We start from the raw sequence: 25,252 nt of genomic DNA on the forward strand, positions 1-25,252 counted from the left end.
CTTGTTGCGCGGTTGATTCCGGTTAAGAATAACCCAACGGTGAGGGGAGCAGCCGGCACATCCCATTAGCAGACATTCGGTGTCACGACCGCTTCTGCCGCGGCAGGCCAAACCTGACGATCGCGGTAGATGCGCGCCTCTATGGTGATCTCCTACCCTGTTCGCATTAAATGAGACCGAAGCATTGGATGAAGTTCGAAGTTCAGCGCTTCTGGCTCTTCTAGAAGCTCAATGTACTCGTGAGTATATGGGAAATGCGTGACACCGTTTAATTTTATCAGCAAGCACCCACATTCTGTAAGAAAATCTACGTATTTCTCAACAATGTCAAATTCATTTTTTGCATCAGCGGATTGGAACTTTACGCTATTTACTCGTCTTTCTTGAATCGCTGCAAGTAACTCTTGGTAAGACAGTTCAGACTGATTTGAAAACAACTCTCGAAGGATCACCTGGATGTCCGAAACTATATCTTTGTAGCCCGACGTAATCTGTTGCATCGAATGCTTCCCTGCCGCGGGTAGCGTTTTCTCAAGATGGAGCTTGCAAATCTTCTTTCGGCCTGCTTCTTCAAAGGCAAGCGCCAGCCAGACAAACAGATCTCTAGGGCCGCTCCTAAGGTTGGCGAACACATCTCTTTCGATGTCGACTCCCGTCTCGTCTATAAAATCACTTAACTTAACTCCAGCAGCGTTTAGCCTAAGCTTCAAAGCCCCACTTAAATCTGATGCCCCCCAAGTGAGTGAGGAAATGCGCGCCGGAAAAATGTTTGCGGTCTCCTCATAATCCATCACCCTGCGATAAAGGTGCGACTTCAAGAGCACAGTTACGTCAAAAACACCACCGAAGTTGGTATTTACTTGATCGGCCGCTTGTACCAGGCCAGCCAACGCGTCCCATCCTGTCTTCTCTGTTCCAAGAAGCATTTCTGGATCGTCGAAGAAATAATGAACTCTGATCTTTTGGGCCCTAATTGATGCGAATAGCTCGCGCGACGCCTCTCTATCGAAATTCTGAATTCGCGCGTCAACATCCTCGCTCAAATCGAATTTGAAGCCAAATGCTCCCGTCAGTCGTGCTCGCGCCTGCGAAAAAAGTACTTCAGTAGGGCCCTCTACCGGCCCGATAATGTCCTCTATCTTACTGAGAAATTGACGCGCTTTCGAACGTGGAGTCAAATTGTTTGCGCGGAAGAATGAAATTGCGCTCATGAGTAAGATGTTATAGAGGCGCTCGCGGTATTCGCCCGAGGTCCCTTTCGACAATTTTAATAGCTGGTCAGACCCCGGTGAAAATCCGAGCCGAAATACTCTCATCTCGCTTTCTGGGTTTCCTGTCGGCTGAGTGAAGTATTTGAATGCCGTAGATTTACCAATCCCTTTTAACCCCAAAACCAGTGAGATAGGCTCCGCTGCGGTCGCGATCGTGGACATACTCTCTGTGTCATGGGTATATTCGAGGACTTGGTCGTCGGCTCGTCCATCAGTTTTCTTGAGAAGCGATGACAACAGATTTGATTTTTCCTGGTCCATTTTCAAACACTCCAGAAAATTCTTTGATGCATCGCCATTCTAGATTGCCGAAATTCGAAATCGTCATTGAGAAGATCAAACATCTCTAGGCACTGGGCGAATTTGAACTCGTTTATACCAGGGCGCACTTCATCATAAAGCGAGCGAAGCGTGGGTGCGGAAATTGGAAAGTCTGCGGCTGATTTGTTTATTAACCGATTTCTGATGGTATCTTGTATCTGCAAAAAGCCAAATCCCTTTGGCTGGCAGAAGTCGTGAAGCAGCTGCCGAAGTTGAGTTTGAAAACCAGTAAGATTTGTTGACCCCATTAAAGGTGGGTTTGGCACAAGATCGCTGGTCAAAACCCCCAGATCAACGGACAGAGAAATGTATTTCGCTATTGTGTTGGCCTTAATCGGCAGGAGTTGATTGAGGAGAGAGCGCTGAAATGCGGACGGTCGCCCTTGCTTGATGCGTGAGGCGTTGTATTTTTCAACGCTACTAGCAAGAGCGAGCATCGTCGCGGAATTGATTCCCGCCGAGGTGCGCATGATCTCATACTGTCTAATAACGGAGTTTGACATCACTCTCTCAATATTCAGTTTCAACCGCCACCAAGAAGCCATCTGTGCTGTACTAGGTCAAGATGTATTGTATGGTCGGGCCTCGAATTTAACTGCTTTGAGAATTTTCCTTTGTCCACCTTCGCATCTGCCGCAAGTCTGCTTTCCGCCCATTGCAGTCAACCGGGAGCTTCTTCCAGAGGTCCACTCGGCATCCTTCGGCATCGCAGGTCATTCACTTTCAACTGCGCTAAGAACGACAGTATCTGTATCGGCAGAGCCCAAAAGCAAAACTGCCCCCCGAAGCTGGACGTCAGTTTCGGGGGGCAGAATATTCAGGCTTTGAACAGCGTCAGTCTCAATCCACGTTAAACACCAGCGGCTTGGCCTGCTTGATCGCGGCGTGGGCGGTGAGCTTGTCGAGCACGTCCTGGCTCACAACGCCGTCGACATAGAGCAGTGCGATCGCCTCGCCGCTTTCCTTGTCGCGGCCGAGCTGGAAATTGGCGATGTTGACGCCGGCGTCGCCCAGCGTGGTGCCCATGAAGCCGATCATGCCGGGCACGTCGGTGTTGGCGATGTAGATCATGTGCTGGCCGACATCGGCGTCGAGATTGATGCCCTTGATCTGGAGGAAGCGCGGCTTGCCGTCCGAGAACACGGTGCCCGCGACCGAGCGGGTCTGGCGCTCGGTGGTGACGGTGAGCTTGATATAGCCGTCATAGACGCCAGTCTTGTCGCGCTTGACTTCCGACAGCACGATGCCCTTTTCCTTCACCATGATCGGCGCCGACACCATGTTGACGTCGGAAACCTGGTTGCGGATCAGGCCGGCCAGAAGTGCCGAGGTCAGCGCCTTGGTGTTCATGCCGGCGGTGACGCCGTCATAGAGGATCTCGATTTCCTTGATCGGGCTTTCGGTGACCTGGCCGGCGAATGAGCCGAGCACATCGGCAAGCCGGATGAAGGGTTTGAGGATCGGCGCTTCTTCCGCGGTGATCGAGGGCATGTTGATGGCGTTGGAAACAGCACCGCGGACCAGATAATCCGACATCTGCTCGGCCACCTGCAGAGCGACATTTTCCTGGGCTTCGGTGGTGGAGGCGCCGAGATGCGGCGTGCAGACCACGTTGGGCAGACCGAACAGCGGGCTTTCGGTGGCGGGCTCGACCTCGAACACGTCAAAACCGGCGCCGGCGACATGGCCGGACTTGATGGCTTCGGCAAGGGCTGCCTCGTCAACCAGGCCGCCGCGGGCGCAATTGATGATGCGCACGCCGGGCTTGGTCTTGGCCAGCGCTTCGGCGCCGAGGATGCCGCGGGTCTTGTCGGTCATCGGCACATGCAGGGTGATGAAATCGGCGCGGGCCAGCAGCTCGTCGAGCTCGACCTTGGTGACACCCATCTCCTCGGCGCGCTCCTTGGACAGGAACGGGTCATAGGCAACCACATGCATCTTCAGGCCGATGGCGCGCGAGCAGACGATGCCGCCGATATTGCCCGCACCGATGACGCCGAGCGTCTTGCCGGTGATTTCGACACCCATGAATTTCGACTTTTCCCATTTGCCGGCCTGCGTCGAGGCGTCGGCTGCGGGCAGCTGGCGGGCGACGGCGAACATCAGCGCGATGGCGTGCTCGGCGGTGGTGATCGAATTGCCGAAGGGCGTGTTCATGACGATGATGCCGCGGCGCGAGGCGGCCGGAATGTCGACATTGTCGACGCCGATGCCGGCGCGACCGATGACCTTGAGATTGGTCGCGGCCGAAATCAGCTTTTCGGTGGCCTTGGTGGCCGAGCGGATGGCCAGGCCGTCATATTGGCCGATGATTTCGAGCAGTTTGTCCTTGTCCTTGCCGAGCTTCGGCATGAAATCGACATCGACGCCGCGGTCGCGGAAAATCTGGACGGCGGTTTCCGAGAGTGCATCGGATACGAGTACGCGAGGTGCCATGATGGCCTCCATTGCTATGATTTAATTATGAGAATTGGGCAGGTGGGCCACGCAGGATCATACCGGCGCGGCCGCCAAAGCAAGATCAGGCAGCCTGCCTGAGCGCGGCCTTTTCCTGGGCAAAGGCCCAGCTGAGCCACGGCATCAGCGCTTCGAGATCAGCGGTCTCGACGGTCGCGCCGCACCAGATCCGAAGACCGGCAGGCGCATCGCGATAGGCGCCGATGTCGAGCGCCACGCCTTCCTTGTCGAGCCGGCCCACCATCGCCTTGGCGAAAGCGGCCTGGGCGTCGGGCGCAAGCGCTGCAATTTCCGGATCGGCGATGACCAGGCACACCGAGGTGTTGGAGCGGGTCTCGTCGCGCTTGGCGAGATTGGCGATCCAGCCATTCGCCGCAACAAAGCGATGCAGCACATCGGCATTGGCGTCGGCGCGGGCCATCAGCCCCTTGAGGCCGCCAACGCTTTCGGACCATGTCAGCGCATCGATATAGTCCTCGACGCACAGCATCGACGGCGTGTTGATGGTCTCGCCCTTGAAGATGCCCTCGATCAGTTTGCCGCCCTTGGTCATGCGGAAGATCTTTGGCAGCGGCCAGGCCGGAACATAGCTTTCGAGCCGCTCGACGGCGCGGGGGCTGAGGATCAGCATGCCGTGACCGCCCTCGCCGCCCAGAACCTTCTGCCAGGAGAAGGTGGTGACATCGAGCTTGGCGAAATCGAGATCCTGGGCAAAGGCTGCCGAGGTGGCGTCACAGATGGTGAGGCCCGCACGGTCGGCAGGAATGAAATCGGCGTTCGGGACGCGGACGCCGGAGGTGGTGCCGTTCCAGGTGAAGACCACGTCGCGATCGAAATCGATTGTCGCGAGATCGGGAAGCTCGCCATAGGGCGCGGTGATCTTGCGCACATCGTCAAGCTTGAGCTGCTTGACCACATCGGTGACCCAGCCTTCGCCAAAGCTTTCCCAGGCAACCATGTCGACGCCGCGGGCGCCGAGCATCGACCACAGCGCCATCTCGACGGCGCCGGTGTCGGACGCCGGAACGATGCCGATGCGGTAGTCGTCCGGAACGCCCAGAATCTGGCGAGTCAGGTCGATGGCGTGGCCGAGTTTGGATTTGCCGATCTTGGCCCGGTGCGAGCGGCCCAGAGCCGCATCGATAAGCGCTTCAGGCGTCCACCCGGGACGCTTGGCGCAGGGACCAGAAGAAAAACGGGGGTTTGCCGGACGCAGGTCCGGCTTCGTCAGATCAGTCATTTGGCTATCCTTCCAGATAGTGGCCCCTCGTTGGGGAGGGGTGGCCCACTGGCGGGATTAGACCTCGGCAAAGTCCGAGTCAAGCGGCGCGATGCAGCGCAGCACAAAAAAGAGGGCGGTCATGCCGCCCTCCCCTCGTCACTTCTGCAGGTCTTTGGCGCCTACCAGATCGAGTAGCGCAGGCCGACCCGGATCTCGTGCTTTTCAAAACCGTTGTCGGAAACCTTGATGCCGGTTGCGCCGGCCGCAGCGCTGGTGGCGTCAAAGCCATACTGGTCGCCGGAGCGGATCTTCGAATATTTGTAGCCGAGGTCGATCTTGAGATCCTTGGTCAGATCGTAGGAGGCACCGGCCATCAGCGCATAGGTGAAGCGCCAGGTGTCAGACCCGGGATAGGTCCGGTCGGTGGCGGTGCCCGTGCAGATATTGCCGACTGCCGAGATGCAGCTCTGGTCGCTGTTGGCGGGTTCCCACAGCACGCGGGTCACGCCGGCACCGGCGCCGACATAGGGGGTGAAGCCGTTGACCGTGCCCAGATCGACATAGGCATTGGCCATGAAGCCATATTGCTCGAAATCCTGCGATTCGGCGCTGGCGCATTGTCCGGCCGCCAGTCCGGTGCAGCTGCCGGTGGAGCTTGTCGAGCCCGCGAAGCGGCCGCGGCTGTAATCAAAGGTGACGTCGGCGCGGAGATAGTCGGTGAAATTGTAGCCGGCACCGAAGGAGCCGGACCAGTCGCCGTCGAGCGAGGAGCCGGTGAAGGTCGCGCCGGTATAGGTGGCCGGCGGCCCGGCGCTGAAGATCGAGTAATCTGTCGCCACGCCGCGGGTCTTGGTGGAGTAGCCCAAATCGCCGCGCAGATACCATCCGGTGCCGATTTCGACCGGCTGGGTCACCGGCAATTCCGGTGCATAGATGATGTCATCAAGATCTGCGGCCTGAACCGGCGCCGACAGCGCGGTCAGGGTCACGATGCCCGAGGTCAAAGCAATTCGCATGAACATGGCCGATTTCCCTTCAATAGATCCGGTCTCGCTCAGTGCGTTCCGAATGCCTGTTGAGGGCACTATGGCCAAGACTGGTTAAGTCCCGGTTAAGCATGCTTGTTAACCGTGTTTTGCCGTGCATTTTTTACCGGCGGCCCGGTTTGGCTCAGCGCGAGACGGCCAAAACAAAACCGCCCGGCAGCACTGCCGGGCGGTCAAGATGTAAGCTTCGCAGGATTGAGGCGGGTGTCTACTTGTAGACAGCCGGCATGATCGGCGCAGGCTCGATATAGACTTCTTCCTGGGCGCAATCACCGGCACCGAGGCTGTAGCGAAGACCGCCGCGAACTTCGTGCGAGGCCATGTTCTTGTGATAGCCCTGCGTGCCATTGCTGTTAAGGCTCATGAACATCGCGCCGCTTGCCACATTGCGGTAGCGATAGCCGACATCGGCCTTGAGCTTGCAGGTCAGATCAACCGAGGCGCCGGCCATCAGCGCATAGGTGAAACGCCATCCCTCGACACCACGGTGGATCTCGGTCGGGTCGCACAGCGCCGGGTTGGCCGAGCTGCACGAGGTGTTGCTCAGGTCGTCCCACCTGACATAGGTGCCACCGATACCGGCACCGCCATACAGGGTGTAGCGGCCCGACTTGTAGAAATCGACATAGGCATTGGCAAGCAGGCTCAGGCCTGACACGCCGCTGATATCGGTCGATGTGCAGGGTCCGGCCGGCAGCACGCCGCAGCCGCCCGTGGTCGAGCCGCGGAAATCCGCGATGCTGAAATAGTCCAGCGTCACGTCCGAGCGCAGCTTGCTGTTGATCTGGTAGCCGACACCGCCGCCGACGCTGTAGGACGAGCGCAAGGATGCTGTGGTGAAGGGAACATAGGTGTTCAAGTCGCCTTGAAAGAAGGTGGGCTTCTCGGTCCGGTTCCAAGCATAGCCGGCATCGCCGCGGAGATACCAGCCGCTGGCGGCGGCGACCGGCTGGTGCACCGGCGTCTCATAGACCGGGGCATCGATGACCGGCGCTTCAATGACCGGCGCAGGATAGATGTCAGCAGCAGAGGCCGACCCTGCTCCGACAAGCACCATGGCTGCTCCAGCCAGCAAGATCTTGTTCATGGTAGACTCCATCGTCGAGACATGCGCTGTCACCGGTTCCGGAGACGACACGCTTAAGGTTCGGTAACGATAATGGAGCACAAAGGTTAAAAGCGGTTTAACCACGCTTCTTTACCAAGAAACGCAAAATATCCGCCCTGCAACCGACCCCGCAACAGGTATTTTTGGCGCACGGGGCGGTCATGATCGGGCAAACACCTATCAGCCGGAAATCCGGCCATGAGGCTTTGCAAGGATGGGGAAGAAGCGCCAGGAGGCGAAGCCGCCGGTCTGTACCGGCGGCGTGCTCAGGCGGCGTTGCGGACGCCGGAGATCACATTGATCAGCTGGTCGACCACTGTCTCGATCTGGCCGCGGTCATCGCCCTCGGCCATCACCCGGATCAGCGGCTCGGTGCCCGAGGGGCGGATGACAAGACGCGCCGAACTGCCCAGCGACGCCTCGGCCTCGCTGATGGCTGCCTTGACGAAGCTGTCATTGAGCGGATTGCCGCCCGAGTGCCGCACATTCTTGAGCACCTGCGGCACCGGTTCGAACCGGCGGCAGACTTCCGAGACCGGGCGTCCCATGCGCTGCACACAAGCCATAACCTGCAAGGCTGCAACCAGACCGTCGCCGGTGGTGGCGAAATCGGTAAGCACGATGTGCCCGGACTGCTCGCCGCCGACATTGAAGCCGTTCTGGCGCATATGCTCGACAACATAGCGGTCGCCGACCTTGGTACGGGCCAGCGACAGGCCGATATCGCCGAGAAACCGTTCGAGCCCGAGATTGGACATCACCGTGGCGACGATGCCGTTGCCCTGCAGGGTGTTGTCGGCGGCCCAGGATTCGGCAATCAGCGCCATCAGCTGGTCGCCGTCGATCACCGCACCGGTCTCGTCGACAATGAGCACCCGGTCGGCGTCGCCATCGAGCGCAATACCGATATCGGCACGGACTTCGTGCACCTTGCGGGCCAGAGCCACCGGATGGGTCGAGCCGCAATTGAGATTGATATTGGTGCCGTTCGGCTCCTCGCCGATGGCGATCACATCGGCGCCCAGTTCCCACAAGGCGGCAGGCGCCACCTTGTAGCCGGCGCCATTGGCGCAATCGATGACGACACGCAGGCCCGACAGGGTGATGTCCTTGGGCAAGGTGCGCTTGGCAAATTCGATATAGCGGTCGTGCACGCCGTCGATGCGCTTGGCCCGGCCGATGGCTTCGGGCCGCGCCAGCTGCAGATGGATGTCCTCATCCATCAGGTCCTCGATGCGGTGCTCGAGCTCGTCCGACAGCTTGAAGCCGTCCGGTCCGAACAGCTTGATGCCATTGTCCTGATAGGGATTGTGCGAGGCGGAGATCATCACGCCGATATCGGCGCGCAGCGAGCGGGTCAGCATCGCCACCGCAGGCGTCGGGATCGGACCCAGCAGGAACACGTCCACGCCGGCGGCGGTAAAGCCGGCAACGAGCGCGTTTTCGATCATGTAGCCGGAAAGCCGTGTGTCCTTGCCGATCACCACCCTGTGCCGGTGCTCGCCGCGTCGAAACAGGTTGCCCACTGCAATACCGACCCGCATTGCCAGATCCGGCGTCATCGGTGCCTTGTTGGCCTGACCCCGGATCCCGTCAGTGCCGAAATATCGTCTGCTCATGGAGCCCCCGTCCTCGTCCCGCATGTCACTATGTGTTTTGACTGTACTCCACCAAAATCGCGGCTGGATACAATCAGATTATGTTACAAACCGTTTCAATATACACAAAACAGCCGCCGAATTGGCGGCTGTTTCGGGGTTTTCTGGTTTTATAGTTGACGCGGGCGCCCGCTCACTGAGGCTGCGGTTCCAGACCGGAGTCCGGCTCGTCGCCCTTCTTTCCGGCACCGCCCTTCTTGGCACCGGCAGTCGGAACGGCGGTGCCACGGCTGGGCGGCGTGTCGTCATCGGTGTCGCGCGCAGGCTTCTCGCCGCGGATCAGCGCCTTGATTTCCTCGCCTGTCAGCGTCTCGTATTCGAGCAGGCCTTCGGCGATGGCGACAAAGCCCTTCTTGTGCTTGGTCAGGATCTCGCGGGCCTCGTGATAGGCCTGATCGATCAGGCGGCGCACTTCACTGTCGATGGTCTGGGCCGTGGATTCGGACACGTTTTTCTGCTGTGCCACGGAGTGGCCGAGGAACACTTCCTGCTGGTTCTCGCCATAGGCGACCAGACCGAGCTTGTCGGAAAAGCCCCATTCGGTGACCATGGCGCGGGCCAGTTTGGTGGCCTGGACAATGTCGGAAGACGCGCCGGAGGTGATGTTCTCCTTGCCGAAGGTCAGCTCTTCGGCGACACGGCCGCCCATCATGATGGCCAGACGCGAGACCATCCACTTGTAGCTCATCGAGTAGCGGTCGCCTTCCGGCAACTGCATGACCATGCCAAGCGCACGACCACGCGGAATGATGGTCGCCTTGTGCACCGGATCGGCGGCGGCAACATGCAGCGCGACGATGGCATGACCGGCCTCGTGATAGGCGGTCAGTTTCTTTTCTTCCTGGGTCATGGCAGTCGAGCGGCGCTCGGCTCCCATCATCACCTTGTCCTTGGCGTCTTCGAATTCGGCCATGGTGACGATGCGCTTGTTGCGGCGTGCGGCCAGCAATGCGCCTTCATTGACCAGGTTCATCAGGTCGGCACCGGAGAAACCGGGGGTGCCGCGTGCCAGCACCTTGAGGTCGACATTCGGCGCCATCGGCACGTTGCGGACATGGACCTTGAGGATCTTCTCGCGGCCATTGACGTCGGGAAGCGGCACGACGACCTGGCGGTCAAAGCGGCCCGGACGCATCAGCGCGGGGTCCAGCACGTCTGGACGGTTGGTGGCGGCGATCAGGATGATGCCCTCATTGGCTTCAAAGCCGTCCATTTCGACCAGCAACTGGTTGAGCGTCTGCTCGCGCTCGTCATTGCCGCCGCCGAGACCGGCGCCACGATGACGGCCGACCGCATCGATTTCGTCGATGAAGATGATGCAGGGCGCGTTCTTCTTGGCCTGTTCGAACATGTCGCGCACGCGGCTGGCGCCGACGCCGACGAACATTTCAACGAAGTCCGAACCGGAAATCGTGAAGAAAGGCACATTGGCCTCGCCTGCAACAGCGCGGGCGGTCAGGGTCTTGCCGGTGCCGGGAGGGCCCACGAGCAGAACGCCGCGCGGGATCTTGCCGCCGAGCCGCTGGAACTTCTGCGGATCACGCAGGAACTCGACGATTTCCTCGAGATCCTGCTTGGCCTCATCCACACCGGCGACATCGGCGAATGTCACCCGGCCATGGGCTTCGGTGAGAAGCTTGGCCTTCGACTTGCCAAATCCCATCGCGCCGCGGGAGCCGCCCTGCATCTGCCGCATGAAGAAAATCCACACGCCGAGAATCAGCAGGATCGGCAGCCAGGAGATCAGATAGCCGACAAGCGTGTTGGAGCTGTCGACTTCCGGCTTGGCGACAACCGTCACATTCTTCTCGCTCAACCGCTGTACGAGCGAAGGATCGCCCGGCGAATAGGTCTGAAACCCGGTGGCGGAATCGGTGTAGTTGCCCGAGATTCTCTCGCCGATGATGGTGACATCGCGCACACGACCGGAATCTATGTCCTTGAGAAACTGGGAATAGGCGATGTCACGCCCGGTTGTCCGTTCGCTCGGGCTTTGAAACATATTGAACAAAGCGATCAACAGGAGCGCGATGATTGCCCAGAGGGCAAAATTACGGAAGTTGGGGTTCATGCTCTTCCTCGGGGATCATGGTCAGCGGCCACCGGCGCACAACCGAATTTCGAATACTCAGCCTACAACATAGGAGCCCGACAGGTCATTGCCAAGGCTGCAGCATGCCTTTGTCATAGCACATCGGCCTTTGCGGACGCCAATTCACCTTTCGGCGTGTCCCAGGGACATGGCGGCGGTCCACCGGTTTGCACCAGACGGGCCAGGGATTGCGCCAGCGGCAACTCGCAAACCGGCAGGATTGCCGAGCTGCGGCCCAAGAGACGGCGGGATCTGAAACCGCCGATCACCTGTTGTGTGTTGCTCCACACTGTCTCTGGATGCAAATCGCGTCCAAACGAGGGCGAGACACCGTCACATCCGCCCGCAGACACGGTCAGACGGGCTTTTGCGTCGAGATTTTGCACCCGGTAGCGACCATCCCAGTCCGCGACGGCGCCCGGCGCAACATCAAGGGTTTCCAGCCCCCTGCTCTCCCGGCGGATCAGCAAATCCCTGCCCCTGTGGCGCAGCAGCGCGCGCCCGAGGGTGACAGCCCGATGGCTCGTGTCAGGTCCTTTGATGCAGTCCTTTGCCAAGGCGGCAAGCGTCGCTTTGCCGCGCCTGTCGAGCGGCTGCGCCGCCCCGCCGCACAGATCGATCAGCGCCGCAATCACGGCCGCCACCACCTCCGCGTCGTCGCCGGGACTGCAGCGCATGCGGATCGTCTCATCCTCGCCCGCGCGGCACCGGGCCCCGATGAAGGCAGCTGCCGATTCGGCAAGCCGGGACCGGGCTCCAGCAATCGCTTCGCTGTCCTGACCGCCATGCGCCGCCGGCCGGTCCTTGAGTTGCGCGCGCACCCGCACCCGCTCGAAACGGAGATCGCGGTTGGAGGGATCCTCGATCCAGTCCACCCCGGCATGGGCGAGATGAGCGCGGATCTCGGCCCGGGTGACGTCGAGCAGCGGGCGCAGCACCCACAGGCGGCCGTCAAACAGCGTGGCGCGGGAAATCCCGGCAAGGCCGGGCGCAGATTCCGACGGGCTGCGGGACCGGCGCATTTCCAGCGTCTCGTCCTGGTCGTCACTTGTATGGGCGGTCAGCACCGCGGCGAGCCCCAGCCGCGCCGCAGCCGAGCCGAGCAGCCGGTAGCGCGCCCGCCGCGCAGCGGCCTGCAGGCCGGCCTTCGGTGGTTCGGCCTCCCACACAAGCGTCTCGTGACAGATGCCGAGCCGGCGGCAATGGGCCTTGACCCGGCGGGCTTCATCCGCCGACCCGGCGCGCAGGCCATGATCCACCGTCAGCGCCACCAGCTTGTTGGGCGCGGCAAGACCGGCCAGGCCATGAAGCAGACCAAGCGAGATCCGAGCCGCCGGATACGGCCACGCCCAGCGGCCGGCGGTCGGTCAGCCGGGACAAAAAATCGGACAGGGATGAAATGAAACGGGAAGGCGTGGGAGCCGGACGGCCGGACAAAGGCGGCGTCATCGGCCGAAATCCGGACTCAGCAGCTCGCCAGTATCTGCTCTTCGCTGACCTTGGCACGCACGGCGGCGGAGGCGCCGGGATAGCGGATCAGGACTTCGCGCAGGGTGGCGCAGGCGGTATCGCGGTTGTCGAGCTTGGCCAGCGACATGCCGAGTTTGAGCAGCGCGTCAGCGCCCTTGTCGGCGCGCGGATACTGCTTGTGGGCATCGAGAAATGTCTTGGCCGAATCCTGGTAGTTGCCCTGCGAATACTGGGCTTCGCCAAGCCAGAACATCGCATCCGCAGCCCGCGACCCCTCGGGGTGATTGGCGACGTAATCGCGGAACACCTGCTCGGCCAGCGCGTAGTCTCCGGCCAGCATGTGGTTGTAGCCGACCTGGTAGAGGTCATCGGGCGAGGACAGCGCGGCGGTGTCTGTGCCGCGGTCGGGCTCTATGATGCCGCCGATCAGGTCGCCCTTGTCGTCGAACTGGATCGATCCGAGATCGGTCGCAGGCGCGCCGGTGCCCAATTCGCCCTGCCCGGTCGACGCGGTGGCCTGATCGCCGCTGTCGGGCAGCGTCATGATCGAGCCGGCGTCGCTGCGCTGGCTGCCACCCTTTTCGAGTTCCTGGAAGCGGAACTCGTTGTCCTGCTGCATCTGCCGCATCTGCTCCTGCATCTGCAGCATCTGGAACCCGAGTTCCTCGATGCGGCCGTTGAGAGCGCGAATCTGCTCTTCGAGCTGACCGATGCGGAACACGGGATCGCCCGACTGCGCCAGAACCAGCGGAGCCTGTTCGGGGGCTGCGGAGCTGATCCCGGCCGGCGGGAGCGGCGCGCTTCGTTCAAATCCGGACAACAGCGGCGCCGCATTGACCGGAAACGCGAGGGCGCCGAGCGCCACCACGGTTAGCAATCTTGGAATGATCTTCATCTGCCTGACCTCATTACACGGGCAATCGCCCGGATATATCGAATACCGCATGGCGGGTCCTCAAATCAACGCACAAACAGGCCAAACTATGGTCATGTCCCAATCCAACGCAAAGAGGGCGACCCGATGGCCGCCCTCTCGCCTGCAAACAGGATCAGCTTTTAGCTGCCGGCGCCGCCAAGGGCCGTGACTGCGCGACGGTTCTGCGACCAGCAGGAAATGTCGTCACAGACCGCCACCGGGCGTTCCTTGCCGTAGGAAATGGTGTTGATGCGGTTTGCCGCAACACCACGGGTGGCGAGATACTGCCGTGTCGCAGACGCCCGGCGGGCGCCCAGGGCAAGGTTGTATTCGCGGGTGCCGCGTTCGTCGGCATGGCCTTCGACCGTGATCTGGTAGTTCGGATACTGGTTGAGCCACTGCGCCTGACGATCCAGCGTTGCGGCTGCATCGGCACGGACCACCGAGGAATCGGTGTCGAAGAAGATCCGGTCACCAACATTGACGGTGAAGTCCTGCTGCGAGCCCGGCGTGGCATTGCCGGCAAGGCCGAGATCGGCCGCGTTGTTGGGCAGGTTGTTCTTTTTCGAGGCGCAGCCGGTCAGCACGAGCGCTGTGAAAAGCGCGAGCATTGCCGGGTTGCGGGCAAGAGTTTGCATGCGGCCCATGGCCGGTCTCCTTGAAAGTTTTGGTTGACCATTCGTAACCGGTCGCGGTTAACCGGCATTGAAGGAACATGGTTAAATTTGTCTAATTCGACGTCCCGAAAGGCGGATCTGACTGCACAATGAGGCGCAAACACGGCGAAAATCCGCCCTTTCGGAGAACTTGCTCTATTCCAGCAACGGCGACCATGCCGGATCCGACGCATAGGTCGGTGTCGGCACAAGCTGCTCATTGTAACCGGTCAGGTCGATGGAATAGATCTGCGGCCCGCCGGCGCCGGCAGATTGGCGGAAGAACATCAGCACCCGGCCATTGGGCGCCCAGGTCGGTCCTTCATTGTGAAACCCGGTGGTCAGGATCCGTTCACCGGAGCCGTCGGTGCGCATCACGCCGATGGAGAACTTGCCGCCCGACTGCTTGGTAAAGGCGATCAGATCGCCGCGCGGCGACCAGACCGGGGTTGAATAGGAGCCGTCACCGAAGGACACCCGGCGCTGGTTGGAGCCGTCCGCGCCCATGGCATAGAGCTGCTGGCGGCCGCCGCGGTCACTTTCGAAGACGATCTGGGTGCCGTCGGGCGAATAGGAGGGCGAGGTGTCGATCGCCGCCGTGCTGGTCAGCCGTGTCGTCGCCCGCGAGCGCAGGTCCATGGTGTAGATATTGGCATTGCCTTCCTGCTGAAGGCTCATGATCACCTTCTGGCCGTCCGGCGAGAACCGCGGCGAGAATGTCATGCCGGGGAAATTGCCGACCAGTTCGCGCTGGCCGGTCTCGAGCTGCAGCAGATAGACCCGCGGCTGACCGCCCTCGAACGACATATAGGTGATTTCCTGGCGCGATGGCGAGAACCGCGGCGTCAGCACGATGTCATTGGCATTGGTCAGCATGCGCAGATTGGCGCCGTCCTGGTCCATGATCGCCAGCTGCTTCTTGCGGTCGATCTTCGGGCCGCTTTCGGAAACAAACACCACGCGGCTGTCGAAATAGCCCTTTTCACCGGTCAGCCGCTCATAGATGGCGTCGGCGATGATATGGGCGACCCGGCGCCAGTTTTCCGGACGGGTGAAGAACTGCTCGCCGGAAAGCTGCTGGCTGGCGAATGTGTCCCACAGGCGGAATTCGGCGCGCAGCCGGCCATCGGCCTCGCGCACCAGCCGGCCGGTGACCAGCGCCTGGGCATTGATCACCTTCCAGTCGGCAAAGCGCGGCGCGACATCGGGATTGGAGATCTTTTCGATAAAGGCAGCCTTGGCGATCGGCGCGAACAGGCCGGAGCGCTTCAGATCGGCGGCGACAACCTCGGCGATCTGCGCGCCCACGGCGTCATTCGAGATGAAATCGGTGATGGCGATCGGCAACGGCTCGACATTGGCGCGGTTGATATCGATTTCCACCACGGCGCGCGCCGGGCTCGCCGCAAACACGGCAAGTGCAGCGGCCATCACCAATGGCAGGACAAGAATTCGGTTGATCATTTTCATAATGCAGCCTTTCAGCGCCATTTCTGTCACAGTCTTGTACCCCGCCTAGAACATCTGGCTGGGGTCGAAATTCACGATCACTTCGGACCATGAATCAAATTTCTCTTTGGGCAACTGGTACGGCTGGGCCTGAAGCACCGCGCGCCGGGCGCTGCCGGCGAGTGTGCTGCGGGTCGCAGCCGATCCGCCCGTGGCGGTCACATCCGGCTGGCCGACGATGTTGCCGGTCAGGTCGAGCCGCATCTTGACGATCACCCGGACATCACCGCCATCGGCCATGCCCGGAATGATGCTCCAGTATTTCTGGATCTGGCCGCGCAGCGCATCCATTTCGCTCTGGCTCAAAGTGTTGCCGCGCGTGGTCTGGGTTCCGCCGAGTGATGCCGTCTCGGTGGAGCGCTTGGCGCCGCCGCCGGCAGCCTCCTGCTTGTTGAGCAGGGCCGCAACCGCGTCGGCATTGAAATCGCTCTGCTTCGACGACGCCGATTCCGAGGCCGCCGGCTTGGCCGCAACCTTCGGCTGCTCCGGCTTGGGCGGTTCGGGTCGGGCCTGCGGCACCGGACCGGCGCTGGGCAGGGCGGCAAATTCGGGTTGCGGCGGGGCCGCCTCGGAGATTGCCTCGGCCACCGGGTCAGGCTTGGTTTCGGCCGGCAGGGCCGCGACTTCCACCGGCGCCGGCTTGGGCTCGGCAGGCTTTTCCTGGGCGACGGGCTTTTCCACCGGCGGTGTCGGCGCCGGTTTTTCAGCGGGCTTGGGCTCGGTCACCTTCACGGGCTCGGGCACGGGCTCTGGCGCCGGGGCCTCCGGTTTGGGCTCGGGCTTCGGTTCCGGCTTGGGCGCAGGTTTTTCCGCAGGCTTGGGCGGCGCTTCCGACACCACTTCCTTGGGGCTCGGCTTGGCGGCCTTCGCCGGGTTCAGATCAACGCTGTTGTCGCCGACATTCTGCGCATCAGCCACGGGATCGGGCCGGGCGGTGGGAATCGGCGCGGATTTTTCTGCCAGCGGCGCGGTCTTTTCGCCCTGCTGGATCTGGGTGATTTCCTCGATCGGCACGATGGCGACGGGGAAGGACTCCACATTCTCCACCTCAAGCGTCTTCGGCGCGCTGAAGGTCGACAATGCGAAGCCGAGCACCGCAATGTGCAAAACTGTTGATGTCGCCAGGCTTCCCTTCATCAGCGCGCCGTCAACTGTCCTGTTCCTGAAGCGTGACCAGGCCGAGATTGGTAAATCCGGCCGCGGAGATGCGCGCCATCACTTTCATGACGGTGCCATAATCCGCATTGGTGTCGCCCCGGACATAGATCCGTTCCTTGTAGCCGGTGGTGGCGATGGCCTCGAGCTTGGCCACCACTTCCTCGATCGGGATTTCGGTTTCCTGCAGATAGATCTGGCCATCCGAATTCACCGAAACCGTGATCGGCTGGGTGTCGGAATTCAATGCCTTTGCCGCCGTTTCCGGCAGGTCGATCGGCACGCCGACGGTGAGCAGCGGCGCGGCGACCATGAAGATGATCAGCAGCACAAGCATCACGTCGACAAACGGCGTGACGTTGATTTCGCTCAACAGCTGCTTGCGGCCACCGCGGCGTCCGCGGCGCGAGCCGCCGCCGGAACGACCTTGTGCGGACATGCCCATCCCGGCCCCCTATTCCGCGGCCTGACGGGCGTTCTGGCGCTCGTCGATCTGGCGGGAGAGGATGCCGGAGAACTCGTCGGTGAAGCCTTCCATGCGGGCCGACAGCTTGGCCGCATCGGAGGAAAACTTGTTGTAGGCGATCACCGCCGGAATGGCCGCCAGCAGACCGATGGCGGTCGCCAGCAGGGCCTCGGCGATGCCGGGCGCGACCACGGCGAGATTGGTCGATTTCGAGCCGGCAATGGCCTGGAACGAGGTCATGATGCCGACCACGGTGCCGAAAAGTCCGATGAACGGTGCCGCCGAGCCGATGGTCGCCAGCGAGCCGAGCTTGGATTCAAGCGCATCGGCTTCGCGCGCCAAGGTCACATCCATGGCCTTGTCGATGCGCATCTGCAGACCGATCGGCGATTTGGCGCCGCGCTCGAAGGATTTCTTCCACTCGCGCATAGCCGAGACGAAAATGGCGCTCATGCCGACGGACTTGCGGTCCGACAGCGTCCGGTACAGCTCTTCCAGTGACTGTCCCGACCAGAACACCTGTTCGAACTGGTCAAGCTGGCGGCGGAATTTGCCGAACGAGATCCACTTGTCGGCGACAATGGCCCAGGTCCATATCGATGCGCCGATCAGGCCGAGCATCACGAACTTGACCACGAACCCGGCCTGCATGAAGAGCGACCAGAGCGTCACTTCGCTGGTTGCCGCAAGTCCTACTTGTTCCATTCAAATAACCCTCAAATCCAAACGCCCGGTTTTGTCACCGGGCGGCCAAGACGTCACTTTTGCCGGGAGTCCAGAAGTGAGTGACCTTCGCCTATTCACTTTCCAGTCCTTCTCGCGGTCAATTTTGGTCAAAGGATGGCGCACCCAATCCGCGCAATCCTAACGGTTCAGGTAATAAATAATTATGGTTAAGGTTCCGTTAGGACTCGGTTTTAATGCGACGGGGGCAAACCGGGCCGCATCAATCGGGAAATGTGAGGATGATCGGACCGTTGCGGCCGGCAACGACCGTGTGCTCGAATTGCACCGTCAAGGCGCGCGGAACCGAGTGCAGGGTCCAGCTTGAGCCCTCGTCGTCGTCTTCGGCGAAGGTGGCGCCCAGGGACAGGAACGGCTCGACGGTGAAGACCTGGCCTTCCTTCATCACGCGCTTTTCGTGCCGGTCGGGCCAGGTCGCGATTTCCGTGGGATCTTCATGCAGGGACTGGCCGACACCGTGGCTGGCGAGATTGCGGATGAGCGTATAGCCATTCTTCCTGGCGAATTTGCCGACCGCGTCACCGATGGCGCCATAGCCGGCGCCGCTTCTGACCTGGGTGAGCCCCGTCGACAGCGCCCGTTTTCCGTCACGCAGCAGGCGCGCGGTCTTCTGCGCCACCGGAGCAACGCCAAAGGAGGCGCCGGTGTCGCCGAAATAGCCGTCCTTGAGCGCAGACACATCGATATTGACGAGATCGCCGGGCGCGATGACGCGGTCTCCGGGAACGCCGTGGGCCACTTCCTCATTGACCGAAATGCAGGTGGCGCCCGGAAATTCGTAACAGAATTCCGGCGCCGAGAGCGCATCATGCGCCTCGAGATACTGCCGTCCGACCAGATCCAGCTCGCGGGTGGTCATGCCCGGCTCCATCGCCCTGGCCATCACCTGTATGGTGTTGGCGCATATGCGCCCGATCTCTCTGAGCTTTTCCAGCTCTTCTTGCGTCGTGACCACCAAGGCGATCATCCTTTCGATGGGAGTTCAGGCGACCTGGTCGCCACTCAAACGCGCCAGCAGCGCCTCGGGCAACCGTCGCGCCCGGCCATGGCCATTGACCACCGCGACAGTGACCGCCGCCAGCGCCAGGGTGTCATCGCCGCGCTTGATGATCTGTTGCAACTGCATCCGCGCGCCGCGGATCTCGGCCGGCGTGGTGAGAATGGTCAGCACATCATCCATCCGCGCCGGTGCCTTGAAATCGATCTCCATGCGCCGCACCACAAAGGCCACGGCGTCCGCCGGCTCGGCGCCGGCATGCAGCGCACCCTGCGACACACCCAGCAGCCGGATGTAATCGGTTCTGCCGCGTTCGAAGAAGTGCAGGTAGCGGGCGTGATAGACGAAACCGGAAAAATCCGTGTCCTCGTAATAGACCCGCTGCGTCAGCCGGTGGCCGCCGTCAGCCAGGTGTCCCGACAGGGATTCATCCATGTTTTCAAACCTCGCTGGCATATTGCCCCTTGTTTTTTCACAGCCATCCGATGCATTTGGGGGCAATCGTCATTCTGTCATAAAACCGATCTATCAGGATTGAAACCGGATGGGCACAGGAGAATCATCGATGAAGATTGCAATCATGGGCGGCGACGGCTTTGTTGGCTGGCCAACGGCACTGCACCTGTCCAACGCCGGACATGAGATCCACATCATCGACAACCTGTCGCGCCGCTGGATCGACACCGAACTCGGGGTGCAGTCGCTCACCCCGATGGATTCGATCCAGGAACGCACCCGGATCTGGCATGCCGAGACCGGTCGCAAGATCCATTTCCATCTCATCGACCTGGCCCGCGACTATGATGTGCTGAAAAACTGGCTGGCCGAAGAGCGTCCCGACGCCATCGTGCATTTCGCCGAACAGCGCGCCGCCCCCTATTCGATGAAAAGCGACCGCCACAAGAATTACACCGTCAACAACAACGTCAATGCCACCCACAATCTGCTCAATGCCATGGTCGAACTGGGCCTCGACGCACATCTGGTGCATCTGGGCACCATGGGCGTCTATGGCTATTCCACCGTCGGTGCTGCCATCCCCGAGGGCTATCTGCCGGTCGGCATCGAGACCATGGATGGCGAGACGGTGCAGCAGGACATTTTGTATCCGGCCAATCCCGGCTCAATCTACCACATGACCAAATGCCTCGATCAGCTGATCTTCCAGTTCTACGCCAAGAACGACGCGCTCAGGATCACCGATCTGCACCAGGGCATTGTCTGGGGCACCCACACCGACCAGACCCGGCGGCATGACCAGCTGGTCAACCGGTTCGATTATGACGGCGACTATGGCACAGTGCTCAACCGTTTCCTGATCCAGGCGGCGATCGGCTATCCGCTCACCGTGCACGGCACCGGTGGCCAGACCCGCGCCTTCATCCACATCCAGGATTCGGTGCGCTGCATCGAGATCGCATTGAGCAATCCGCCGGCGCGCGGCTCCAAGGTCGAGATCTTCAACCAGATGACCGAGACCCACCGGGTGCGCGATCTGGCCAGGATGATTTCCGCCATGACCGGCGCCGAGATCGCCTGGCTGCCCAATCCGCGCAAGGAAGCGGCGGAAAACGATCTCGTCGTTCACAACGAGAAATTCCTCGAGCTGGGGCTTGAGCCGACGACGCTGAAGCAAGGGCTGCTGGGCGAAGTTGTCGATGTGGCCAAAAAGTTCGCCTATCGCGTCGACCGCTCGCGGGTTCCCGCCGTCTCGGCCTGGACCAAGGACATTGCCACGTCGATCAACCGCGATCCCGAAGGCAAGAAGCTCAAATCCGTCTCATGAGCAAAGTGGCAGCGACGCAGACGGGCGTGCAGGGCGGCAAGGCCGCTTCCGCGCGCGCCTTTGTCACGCTTGTCACCAATGCGGATTACGCCATGGGGGCTGTGGCGCTGGCCCGATCGATCGGCCTGAGCGGAAGTGCTGCCGATATCGTGGTGCTGCACACCGGCGCTGTGGTCGGGGCCGATCTGGCGCCGCTCGCAGCGCTTGGCTGCCGGCTGGTCGAGGTCGATCATTTGCCGCTGTCGGACGCCTTCAACCAGCGCCATGCCCGCGGCAATCTGCATGCAGCAGCGCCCTTTGCAAAAGGCCGCAAGCCGGCCTTCCATTCGCCGCTCGACAATTTCTGCAAGCTGCGGCTCTGGCAACTCACCGAGTACGAGGCTTGCGTCTTTATTGATGCCGACGCGCTGGTGCTGCGCAACATCGACAGGCTGTTTGACTATCCGGAATTTTCCGCCGCCCCCAATGTCTATGAGAGCCTGGGCGATTTTCACCGGCTCAATTCCGGCGTCTTTGTCGCCCGTCCATCTGAGGCGACTTTCGCCGCCATGCTGGACATGCTTGACCAGCCGGAAGTTTTCTGGCGGCGCACCGACCAGACCTTTCTGGAGACGTTCTTTCCCGACTGGCACGGGCTGCCGGTGTTCATGAACATGCTGCAATATGTCTGGTTCAACCTGCCGGAGCTGTGGGACTGGAAGCAGATCGGCGTGCTGCATTACCAGTATGAAAAACCCTGGGAGGCGGGCCATCCGAGATCAGCAGAGCTCAAGCCGCTGATCGATCTCTGGCAGGCCTTTTATGAGGGCGAGGCGATCCCCGACATTGCTTCGCTTGCAGGCCCAATCGCGGTCGCGAACGCATGAAGGCACTGATTTCCGGCGGCACCGGCCTGGTCGGCCGCTACATTGTCGAAGCTTTGCTGGACGCAAACTATGAGATCGTGGTCGGCGGGCGGACCCCGCCGGCAGGCGGGCTGTTTTCGAAACCCGTCGAATTCCGCCCGCTCAGCCTCGATCCGGACCGGAGCCCCGGTGACATGTTCGCAGATGTGGATGCCTTCATCCATGCAGCCTTCGATCACCTGCCCGGACGCTATCGTGGTGGCGAAGGCGATGATCCGGCCCGTTTCCGGCGCAGCAACGTTGAGGGAACGATCAATCTGTTCGAAGCCGCGAAGCGCGCGGACGTCCGGCGTGTAGTGTTTTTGTCCAGCCGCGCGGTCTATGACGGTGTGCCCCCGGGCACCCGGCTGACGGAAACCCTCGATCTGCAGCCGGCCTCGCTATACGGCGAGATCAAGCTTCTGGGTGAACGGGCGCTTGCAGGGTTGAATGCGCCAGATTTTGTTACATCAGGTCTGCGTTTGACTGGAGTTTATGGCGAATTGCGCCCAAACAAGTGGGACACGTTGTTCGCCGATTTCCTTGCTGGCCGCGAGATACCGGTTCGCGCAGGTTCAGAAGTTCATGGCCACGATGTCGGCCAAGCCGTGCGGCTGATGCTGGAATCCGAGCTGAAAAAGATCGGTGGCCAGGCATTCAATGTCTCTGACCTTGTAGCTGACACGTGCGACCTGCTTGAAACGCTGCACCAGAACAATCCAGGCTCTCCAGCGCTCCCACTTGCGGCAGACAAGTCGGGTGTGGCCGAGATGGATACGAGCAAAATCAGACGGCTTGGCTGGATACCTGGAGGTTGGCCATTGCTGAAAAAAACCACAGCAGTGCTTAGCCTAACTCAATGAGCAAGATTTCCGGCCAAGCGCCGATCCGTACCGGAAGTATCGAACAGCCCAAGCCCTTGGACACGATCATGTCGCGATTTTCCTCACGGTAGTGACCGAGTGGATACCGCCGCGACCCTGCGGACGCCGCCGCCGGTCGCCAACCGAATATGTTGACCTGACCGCCATGAGTGTGACCGCACAGCGTAAGGCTTACCCTGTCCGGTACACTGGGAAAAATATCCGGTTCATGCGCCATAAGGAGAACAGGAGCTTCGTCAGTTACCTGCGACAGCGTCCCGCGGAGATCATCGATCCCGACGACAGACGATCGTCCAGAGCCTGATCCCGGCAGGAGCGCCAATTGATCGCCAAGTCCCGCAATCCAGAAAGGGCGCCCATCCTTCTCCAACCGAACTGAATCGTTGATATAAGTCGCAATTCCCGCTTTTCGTAGCGCACTGGCCGCGATGTTTTCCGACCGCTGATCTTTCTGGAAAGCGAGGTCTTCCCAATAGTCGTGATTGCCAAGAATGGCGTGGACACCGAGGGGTGCCTGAAGAGACGCCAGTGCGCGAGACCAGTCCGCGGAATTAACGTAATCACTCACCAGCCGCGTTCCCGCAGCATAGTCCCCCAGCAGGAGAATAATGTCTGCCTCAAGCGAATTTGCCTTCTCACAAATCGACTTGATGCGTGACAGGTTCATCCACGGCTCGCAGGCGTGAAAGTCGGCAAGCGCGCAGATCCGAAGCTTCAATCCGTCTGTCCAGCCGGGCGGCTTGAGCGAGTAGCGCGTCACGCGAGGTCTGGCGAGCACTTCGACAAATGGATAGGCAGCGAGACCGGTCAGGCCCACAGCTCCGACAAGCATTGTCTTGAGAAAGGTCCGGCGCGTGAGCATTCATTCCTCTTCAAACAGGCTGGCCTGGGTGGCGGCGAGATCCCCGGGCGGGTTGAGCCCCATATGACCCCAGGCGCGCTGGGTCAGCACCCTTCCGCGCGGCGTGCGCTGCAGGAACCCCTGCTGGATCAGATAGGGCTCGATGATGTCCTCGATGGCATCGCGCGGCTCCGACAGGCCGGCGGCAATGGTTTCGATCCCCACCGGGCCGCCGCCGAAATTGCGCACGATCATGTCGAGATAGCGCCGGTCGAGCTGGTCGAGCCCGATGCTGTCGACCGAAAGCCGGGTCAGCGCTTCATCGGCGATGGCCCGGGTGACGGCCTCGGCCTTTGCCACTTCGGCAAAATCCCTAACGCGCCTGAGCAGCCGCCCGGCAATGCGCGGCGTGCCCCGCGACCGGCGGGCAATCTCCAGAGCGCCCTCGTCAGTCATGCCCAGCCCCATGATGCGGGCGCCACGGCGCACGATCAGCTCAAGCTCGGCAACGGTGTAGAACTGCAGCCGCACCGGAATGCCGAACCGGTCGCGCAGCGGATTGGTCAACAGCCCCAGCCGGGTGGTGGCCGCCACCAGGGTAAAGCGCGACAGGTCGATTTTCACCGAGCGCGCCGCCGGGCCTTCGCCGATGATCAGGTCGAGCTGGAAATCCTCCATCGCTGGATAGAGGATTTCCTCGACCGCCGGACTGAGCCGGTGGATCTCGTCGATGAACAAGACATCGCGGTCTTCAAGATTTGTCAGAAGCGCCGCCAGATCGCCGGCCTTGGCGATCACCGGACCGGAGGTGGAGCGAAAATTCACCCCCAGCTCCTTGGCCATGATCTGCGCCAGCGTGGTCTTGCCGAGACCGGGCGGGCCGACAAACAGCACATGGTCGAGCGCTTCGCCGCGGTTCTTGGCCGCCTCGATGAACACCTTGAGATTGGCGCGCGCATCGGCCTGGCCGGTGAACTCGTCCAGCGACTGCGGCCGCAGCGTCGTGTCGATGTCCTCGCCACGCTTTTCAGCATCGATCAAACGGTCGGATTCGCTCACGACAACAACTCCATGCCGGGCACGGATGCGGCGGCCTTTTTGTCAAAGGTCATGGTCTTCTCGCAGCCATTGTCCCGGTTGATCCCGGCGATGACGACATCGGAAAAATCCGGATGTGGCGAATGCAGCCATTCGGCCCAGTTTTTCATATGCAACATCTCCGGCACCTTGATTTCCACCGTGTCGAGCAAACCCGCCACCTGGCTGCGCGCGGTTTCCCGATCAGTCTTGTACACCCGTTCCAGCACCCAGATGGTCTCGGCAATGACCATCGGGTTGACGAAGAGCGGTCTGTCGGCGCCGCTGGCCTTGACCAGTGCTACCGCAGCATCAAATTGCGTCTTGTCATCCCGGGTCAGAAGCCGGACGATGATGTTGGTGTCAATCCCGATCATGCGAGTGCTCGTACCGATCGGAAATGACCTCGCCGATTGCCTCGTTCATGGTCTCCACTGAAACCGGCGCGCGATCCGGCTCGAAGAGAACGCCTGCAAAATCGAGCGCGCTTCGGTTCTTTGGAACCAGCACAACCTTGCCCTTGACGAATTCATAGCCGATGCGATCGCCCGCGCCGATCTTGAGATAGTCCCGCACCTCGATCGGAATCGTCGTCTGACCCTTGCTGGTAATCTTGGATTCGATGCCCATTTCCTTACCTCTACGCATATTCCTTACCTGTTATAATAGTAAGGAATAAATCTTCTTGCAAG

General features: G+C 61.0%; 24 protein-coding genes. 3 read left to right on the top strand and 21 right to left on the bottom strand.

Going from position 1 to position 25,252, the window contains the following annotated elements; all coding sequences use genetic code 11:
* Positions 1–152: 152 nt before the first annotated feature.
* The 17 genes from OEG82_RS20850 to ybgC all read right to left on the bottom strand — a co-directional run bounded on the left by OEG82_RS20850 (position 153) and on the right by ybgC (position 19,523).
* A complete protein-coding gene (locus OEG82_RS20850) occupies positions 153–1,532 on the bottom strand; it encodes a P-loop ATPase, Sll1717 family (RefSeq protein WP_267614266.1) in 1,380 nt (459 codons plus the stop codon).
* Between the two features lie 2 nt (positions 1,533–1,534).
* The gene (locus OEG82_RS20855) at positions 1,535–2,095 is read right to left on the bottom strand and encodes a hypothetical protein (RefSeq protein WP_267614267.1); all 561 of its coding nucleotides are present in this window, start codon (positions 2,093–2,095) and stop codon (positions 1,535–1,537) included.
* A 337-nt stretch (positions 2,096–2,432) separates the two neighbouring features.
* Positions 2,433–4,028: a phosphoglycerate dehydrogenase gene (gene serA / locus OEG82_RS20860; protein WP_267614268.1), complete on the bottom strand. Its 1,596-nt coding sequence runs from the start codon at positions 4,026–4,028 to the stop codon at positions 2,433–2,435.
* 85 nt (positions 4,029–4,113) lie between these two features.
* The gene (locus OEG82_RS20865; protein ID WP_267614269.1) at positions 4,114–5,289 is read right to left on the bottom strand and encodes a phosphoserine transaminase; all 1,176 of its coding nucleotides are present in this window, start codon (positions 5,287–5,289) and stop codon (positions 4,114–4,116) included.
* Between the two features lie 161 nt (positions 5,290–5,450).
* Positions 5,451–6,293 (bottom strand): outer membrane protein, encoded by an 843-nt coding sequence (locus OEG82_RS20870; protein ID WP_267614270.1) that lies wholly within the window; start codon positions 6,291–6,293, stop codon positions 5,451–5,453.
* 232 nt (positions 6,294–6,525) lie between these two features.
* Positions 6,526–7,404 carry an outer membrane protein gene (locus tag OEG82_RS20875; protein ID WP_267614271.1) on the bottom strand — a complete coding sequence of 293 codons (879 nt, stop codon included), beginning with the start codon at positions 7,402–7,404 and terminating at the stop codon, positions 6,526–6,528.
* A gap of 287 nt (positions 7,405–7,691) precedes the next feature.
* The gene (gene glmM, locus OEG82_RS20880; protein WP_267614272.1) at positions 7,692–9,044 is read right to left on the bottom strand and encodes a phosphoglucosamine mutase; all 1,353 of its coding nucleotides are present in this window, start codon (positions 9,042–9,044) and stop codon (positions 7,692–7,694) included.
* Positions 9,045–9,216: 172 nt separating this feature from the next.
* Complete coding sequence (ftsH, locus tag OEG82_RS20885) at positions 9,217–11,154, bottom strand: ATP-dependent zinc metalloprotease FtsH (protein ID WP_267614273.1); 1,938 nt, start codon at positions 11,152–11,154, stop codon at positions 9,217–9,219.
* 113 nt (positions 11,155–11,267) lie between these two features.
* Positions 11,268–12,500, bottom strand: a complete 1,233-nt coding sequence (gene tilS, locus OEG82_RS20890; protein WP_324288987.1) for a tRNA lysidine(34) synthetase TilS — start codon at positions 12,498–12,500, stop codon at positions 11,268–11,270.
* 140 nt (positions 12,501–12,640) lie between these two features.
* The gene (gene ybgF / locus OEG82_RS20895; protein ID WP_267614274.1) at positions 12,641–13,540 is read right to left on the bottom strand and encodes a tol-pal system protein YbgF; all 900 of its coding nucleotides are present in this window, start codon (positions 13,538–13,540) and stop codon (positions 12,641–12,643) included.
* Positions 13,541–13,701: 161 nt separating this feature from the next.
* Complete coding sequence (pal, locus tag OEG82_RS20900; RefSeq protein ID WP_267614275.1) at positions 13,702–14,208, bottom strand: peptidoglycan-associated lipoprotein Pal; 507 nt, start codon at positions 14,206–14,208, stop codon at positions 13,702–13,704.
* A 165-nt stretch (positions 14,209–14,373) separates the two neighbouring features.
* Positions 14,374–15,681: a Tol-Pal system beta propeller repeat protein TolB gene (gene tolB, locus OEG82_RS20905; RefSeq protein WP_267615029.1), complete on the bottom strand. Its 1,308-nt coding sequence runs from the start codon at positions 15,679–15,681 to the stop codon at positions 14,374–14,376.
* Between the two features lie 51 nt (positions 15,682–15,732).
* The gene (locus OEG82_RS20910) at positions 15,733–16,863 is read right to left on the bottom strand and encodes a hypothetical protein (protein ID WP_267614276.1); all 1,131 of its coding nucleotides are present in this window, start codon (positions 16,861–16,863) and stop codon (positions 15,733–15,735) included.
* A 10-nt stretch (positions 16,864–16,873) separates the two neighbouring features.
* On the bottom strand, positions 16,874–17,326 hold the full coding sequence (gene tolR / locus OEG82_RS20915) for a protein TolR (RefSeq protein ID WP_267614277.1): 453 nt from the start codon (positions 17,324–17,326) through the stop codon (positions 16,874–16,876).
* 9 nt (positions 17,327–17,335) lie between these two features.
* Positions 17,336–18,052, bottom strand: a complete 717-nt coding sequence (tolQ, locus tag OEG82_RS20920) for a protein TolQ (protein WP_267614278.1) — start codon at positions 18,050–18,052, stop codon at positions 17,336–17,338.
* Between the two features lie 241 nt (positions 18,053–18,293).
* The gene (gene map, locus OEG82_RS20925) at positions 18,294–19,058 is read right to left on the bottom strand and encodes a type I methionyl aminopeptidase (protein WP_425497604.1); all 765 of its coding nucleotides are present in this window, start codon (positions 19,056–19,058) and stop codon (positions 18,294–18,296) included.
* Between the two features lie 15 nt (positions 19,059–19,073).
* A complete protein-coding gene (gene ybgC, locus OEG82_RS20930) occupies positions 19,074–19,523 on the bottom strand; it encodes a tol-pal system-associated acyl-CoA thioesterase (protein WP_267614280.1) in 450 nt (149 codons plus the stop codon).
* A gap of 130 nt (positions 19,524–19,653) precedes the next feature.
* On the opposite strand from ybgC, the gene OEG82_RS20935 reads away from it, so the two are divergent.
* Genes OEG82_RS20935 through OEG82_RS20945 form a run of 3 tightly spaced genes read left to right on the top strand, consistent with a single transcriptional unit; the run spans position 19,654 to position 22,621 of the window.
* The gene (locus tag OEG82_RS20935; protein WP_267614281.1) at positions 19,654–20,874 is read left to right on the top strand and encodes an NAD-dependent epimerase/dehydratase family protein; all 1,221 of its coding nucleotides are present in this window, start codon (positions 19,654–19,656) and stop codon (positions 20,872–20,874) included.
* Entirely contained in the window at positions 20,871–21,740 is an 870-nt protein-coding gene (locus OEG82_RS20940) for a glycosyltransferase (protein ID WP_267614282.1), read from the top strand. The genes OEG82_RS20935 and OEG82_RS20940 overlap by 4 nt, the downstream gene beginning before the upstream one ends.
* Complete coding sequence (locus tag OEG82_RS20945; RefSeq protein WP_267614283.1) at positions 21,737–22,621, top strand: NAD-dependent epimerase/dehydratase family protein; 885 nt, start codon at positions 21,737–21,739, stop codon at positions 22,619–22,621. Before OEG82_RS20940 ends, OEG82_RS20945 begins: the two co-directional genes overlap by 4 nt.
* Here the strand turns inward: OEG82_RS20945 and OEG82_RS20950 are convergent.
* The 4 genes from OEG82_RS20950 to OEG82_RS20965 are packed head-to-tail and all read right to left on the bottom strand — an operon-like array spanning position 22,605 to position 25,208.
* On the bottom strand, positions 22,605–23,504 hold the full coding sequence (locus OEG82_RS20950) for a metallophosphoesterase (protein WP_267614284.1): 900 nt from the start codon (positions 23,502–23,504) through the stop codon (positions 22,605–22,607). The genes OEG82_RS20945 and OEG82_RS20950 overlap by 17 nt on opposite strands.
* Complete coding sequence (ruvB, locus tag OEG82_RS20955; RefSeq protein WP_267614285.1) at positions 23,505–24,542, bottom strand: Holliday junction branch migration DNA helicase RuvB; 1,038 nt, start codon at positions 24,540–24,542, stop codon at positions 23,505–23,507.
* The gene (locus OEG82_RS20960; protein ID WP_267614286.1) at positions 24,539–24,937 is read right to left on the bottom strand and encodes a type II toxin-antitoxin system VapC family toxin; all 399 of its coding nucleotides are present in this window, start codon (positions 24,935–24,937) and stop codon (positions 24,539–24,541) included. The genes ruvB and OEG82_RS20960 overlap by 4 nt, the downstream gene beginning before the upstream one ends.
* Positions 24,924–25,208, bottom strand: coding sequence for an AbrB/MazE/SpoVT family DNA-binding domain-containing protein (locus OEG82_RS20965; protein ID WP_267614287.1), 285 nt, complete (start codon positions 25,206–25,208; stop codon positions 24,924–24,926). The genes OEG82_RS20960 and OEG82_RS20965 overlap by 14 nt, the downstream gene beginning before the upstream one ends.
* Positions 25,209–25,252: the final 44 nt, after the last annotated feature.

The sequence above is a fragment of the Hoeflea ulvae genome, from assembly GCF_026619435.1.
Lineage (GTDB): Bacteria > Pseudomonadota > Alphaproteobacteria > Rhizobiales > Rhizobiaceae > Hoeflea > Hoeflea ulvae.

Excerpts from the sequence above, each read along its gene's own strand:
- ybgC (WP_267614280.1), bottom strand. The coding sequence starts at position 19,523 with ATGGATGAATCCCTGTCGGGACACCTGGCTGACGGCGGCCACCGGCTG.
- OEG82_RS20960 (WP_267614286.1), bottom strand. The coding sequence starts at position 24,937 with ATGATCGGGATTGACACCAACATCATCGTCCGGCTTCTGACCCGGGAT.
- OEG82_RS20940 (WP_267614282.1), top strand. The coding sequence starts at position 20,871 with ATGAGCAAAGTGGCAGCGACGCAGACGGGCGTGCAGGGCGGCAAGGCC.
- OEG82_RS20910 (WP_267614276.1), bottom strand. The coding sequence starts at position 16,863 with ATGAAGGGAAGCCTGGCGACATCAACAGTTTTGCACATTGCGGTGCTC.
- OEG82_RS20965 (WP_267614287.1), bottom strand. The coding sequence starts at position 25,208 with ATGCGTAGAGGTAAGGAAATGGGCATCGAATCCAAGATTACCAGCAAG.
- OEG82_RS20850 (WP_267614266.1), bottom strand. The coding sequence starts at position 1,532 with ATGGACCAGGAAAAATCAAATCTGTTGTCATCGCTTCTCAAGAAAACT.
- OEG82_RS20950 (WP_267614284.1), bottom strand. The coding sequence starts at position 23,504 with ATGCTCACGCGCCGGACCTTTCTCAAGACAATGCTTGTCGGAGCTGTG.
- OEG82_RS20855 (WP_267614267.1), bottom strand. The coding sequence starts at position 2,095 with ATGTCAAACTCCGTTATTAGACAGTATGAGATCATGCGCACCTCGGCG.
- ybgF (WP_267614274.1), bottom strand. The coding sequence starts at position 13,540 with ATGAAGATCATTCCAAGATTGCTAACCGTGGTGGCGCTCGGCGCCCTC.
- tolR (WP_267614277.1), bottom strand. The coding sequence starts at position 17,326 with ATGGGCATGTCCGCACAAGGTCGTTCCGGCGGCGGCTCGCGCCGCGGA.
- OEG82_RS20865 (WP_267614269.1), bottom strand. The coding sequence starts at position 5,289 with ATGACTGATCTGACGAAGCCGGACCTGCGTCCGGCAAACCCCCGTTTT.
- OEG82_RS20935 (WP_267614281.1), top strand. The coding sequence starts at position 19,654 with ATGAAGATTGCAATCATGGGCGGCGACGGCTTTGTTGGCTGGCCAACG.
- serA (WP_267614268.1), bottom strand. The coding sequence starts at position 4,028 with ATGGCACCTCGCGTACTCGTATCCGATGCACTCTCGGAAACCGCCGTC.
- tolB (WP_267615029.1), bottom strand. The coding sequence starts at position 15,681 with ATGATCAACCGAATTCTTGTCCTGCCATTGGTGATGGCCGCTGCACTT.
- pal (WP_267614275.1), bottom strand. The coding sequence starts at position 14,208 with ATGGGCCGCATGCAAACTCTTGCCCGCAACCCGGCAATGCTCGCGCTT.
- ftsH (WP_267614273.1), bottom strand. The coding sequence starts at position 11,154 with ATGAACCCCAACTTCCGTAATTTTGCCCTCTGGGCAATCATCGCGCTC.
- OEG82_RS20945 (WP_267614283.1), top strand. The coding sequence starts at position 21,737 with ATGAAGGCACTGATTTCCGGCGGCACCGGCCTGGTCGGCCGCTACATT.
- OEG82_RS20875 (WP_267614271.1), bottom strand. The coding sequence starts at position 7,404 with ATGAACAAGATCTTGCTGGCTGGAGCAGCCATGGTGCTTGTCGGAGCA.
- tolQ (WP_267614278.1), bottom strand. The coding sequence starts at position 18,052 with ATGGAACAAGTAGGACTTGCGGCAACCAGCGAAGTGACGCTCTGGTCG.
- OEG82_RS20870 (WP_267614270.1), bottom strand. The coding sequence starts at position 6,293 with ATGTTCATGCGAATTGCTTTGACCTCGGGCATCGTGACCCTGACCGCG.
- glmM (WP_267614272.1), bottom strand. The coding sequence starts at position 9,044 with ATGAGCAGACGATATTTCGGCACTGACGGGATCCGGGGTCAGGCCAAC.
- map (WP_425497604.1), bottom strand. The coding sequence starts at position 19,058 with ATGATCGCCTTGGTGGTCACGACGCAAGAAGAGCTGGAAAAGCTCAGA.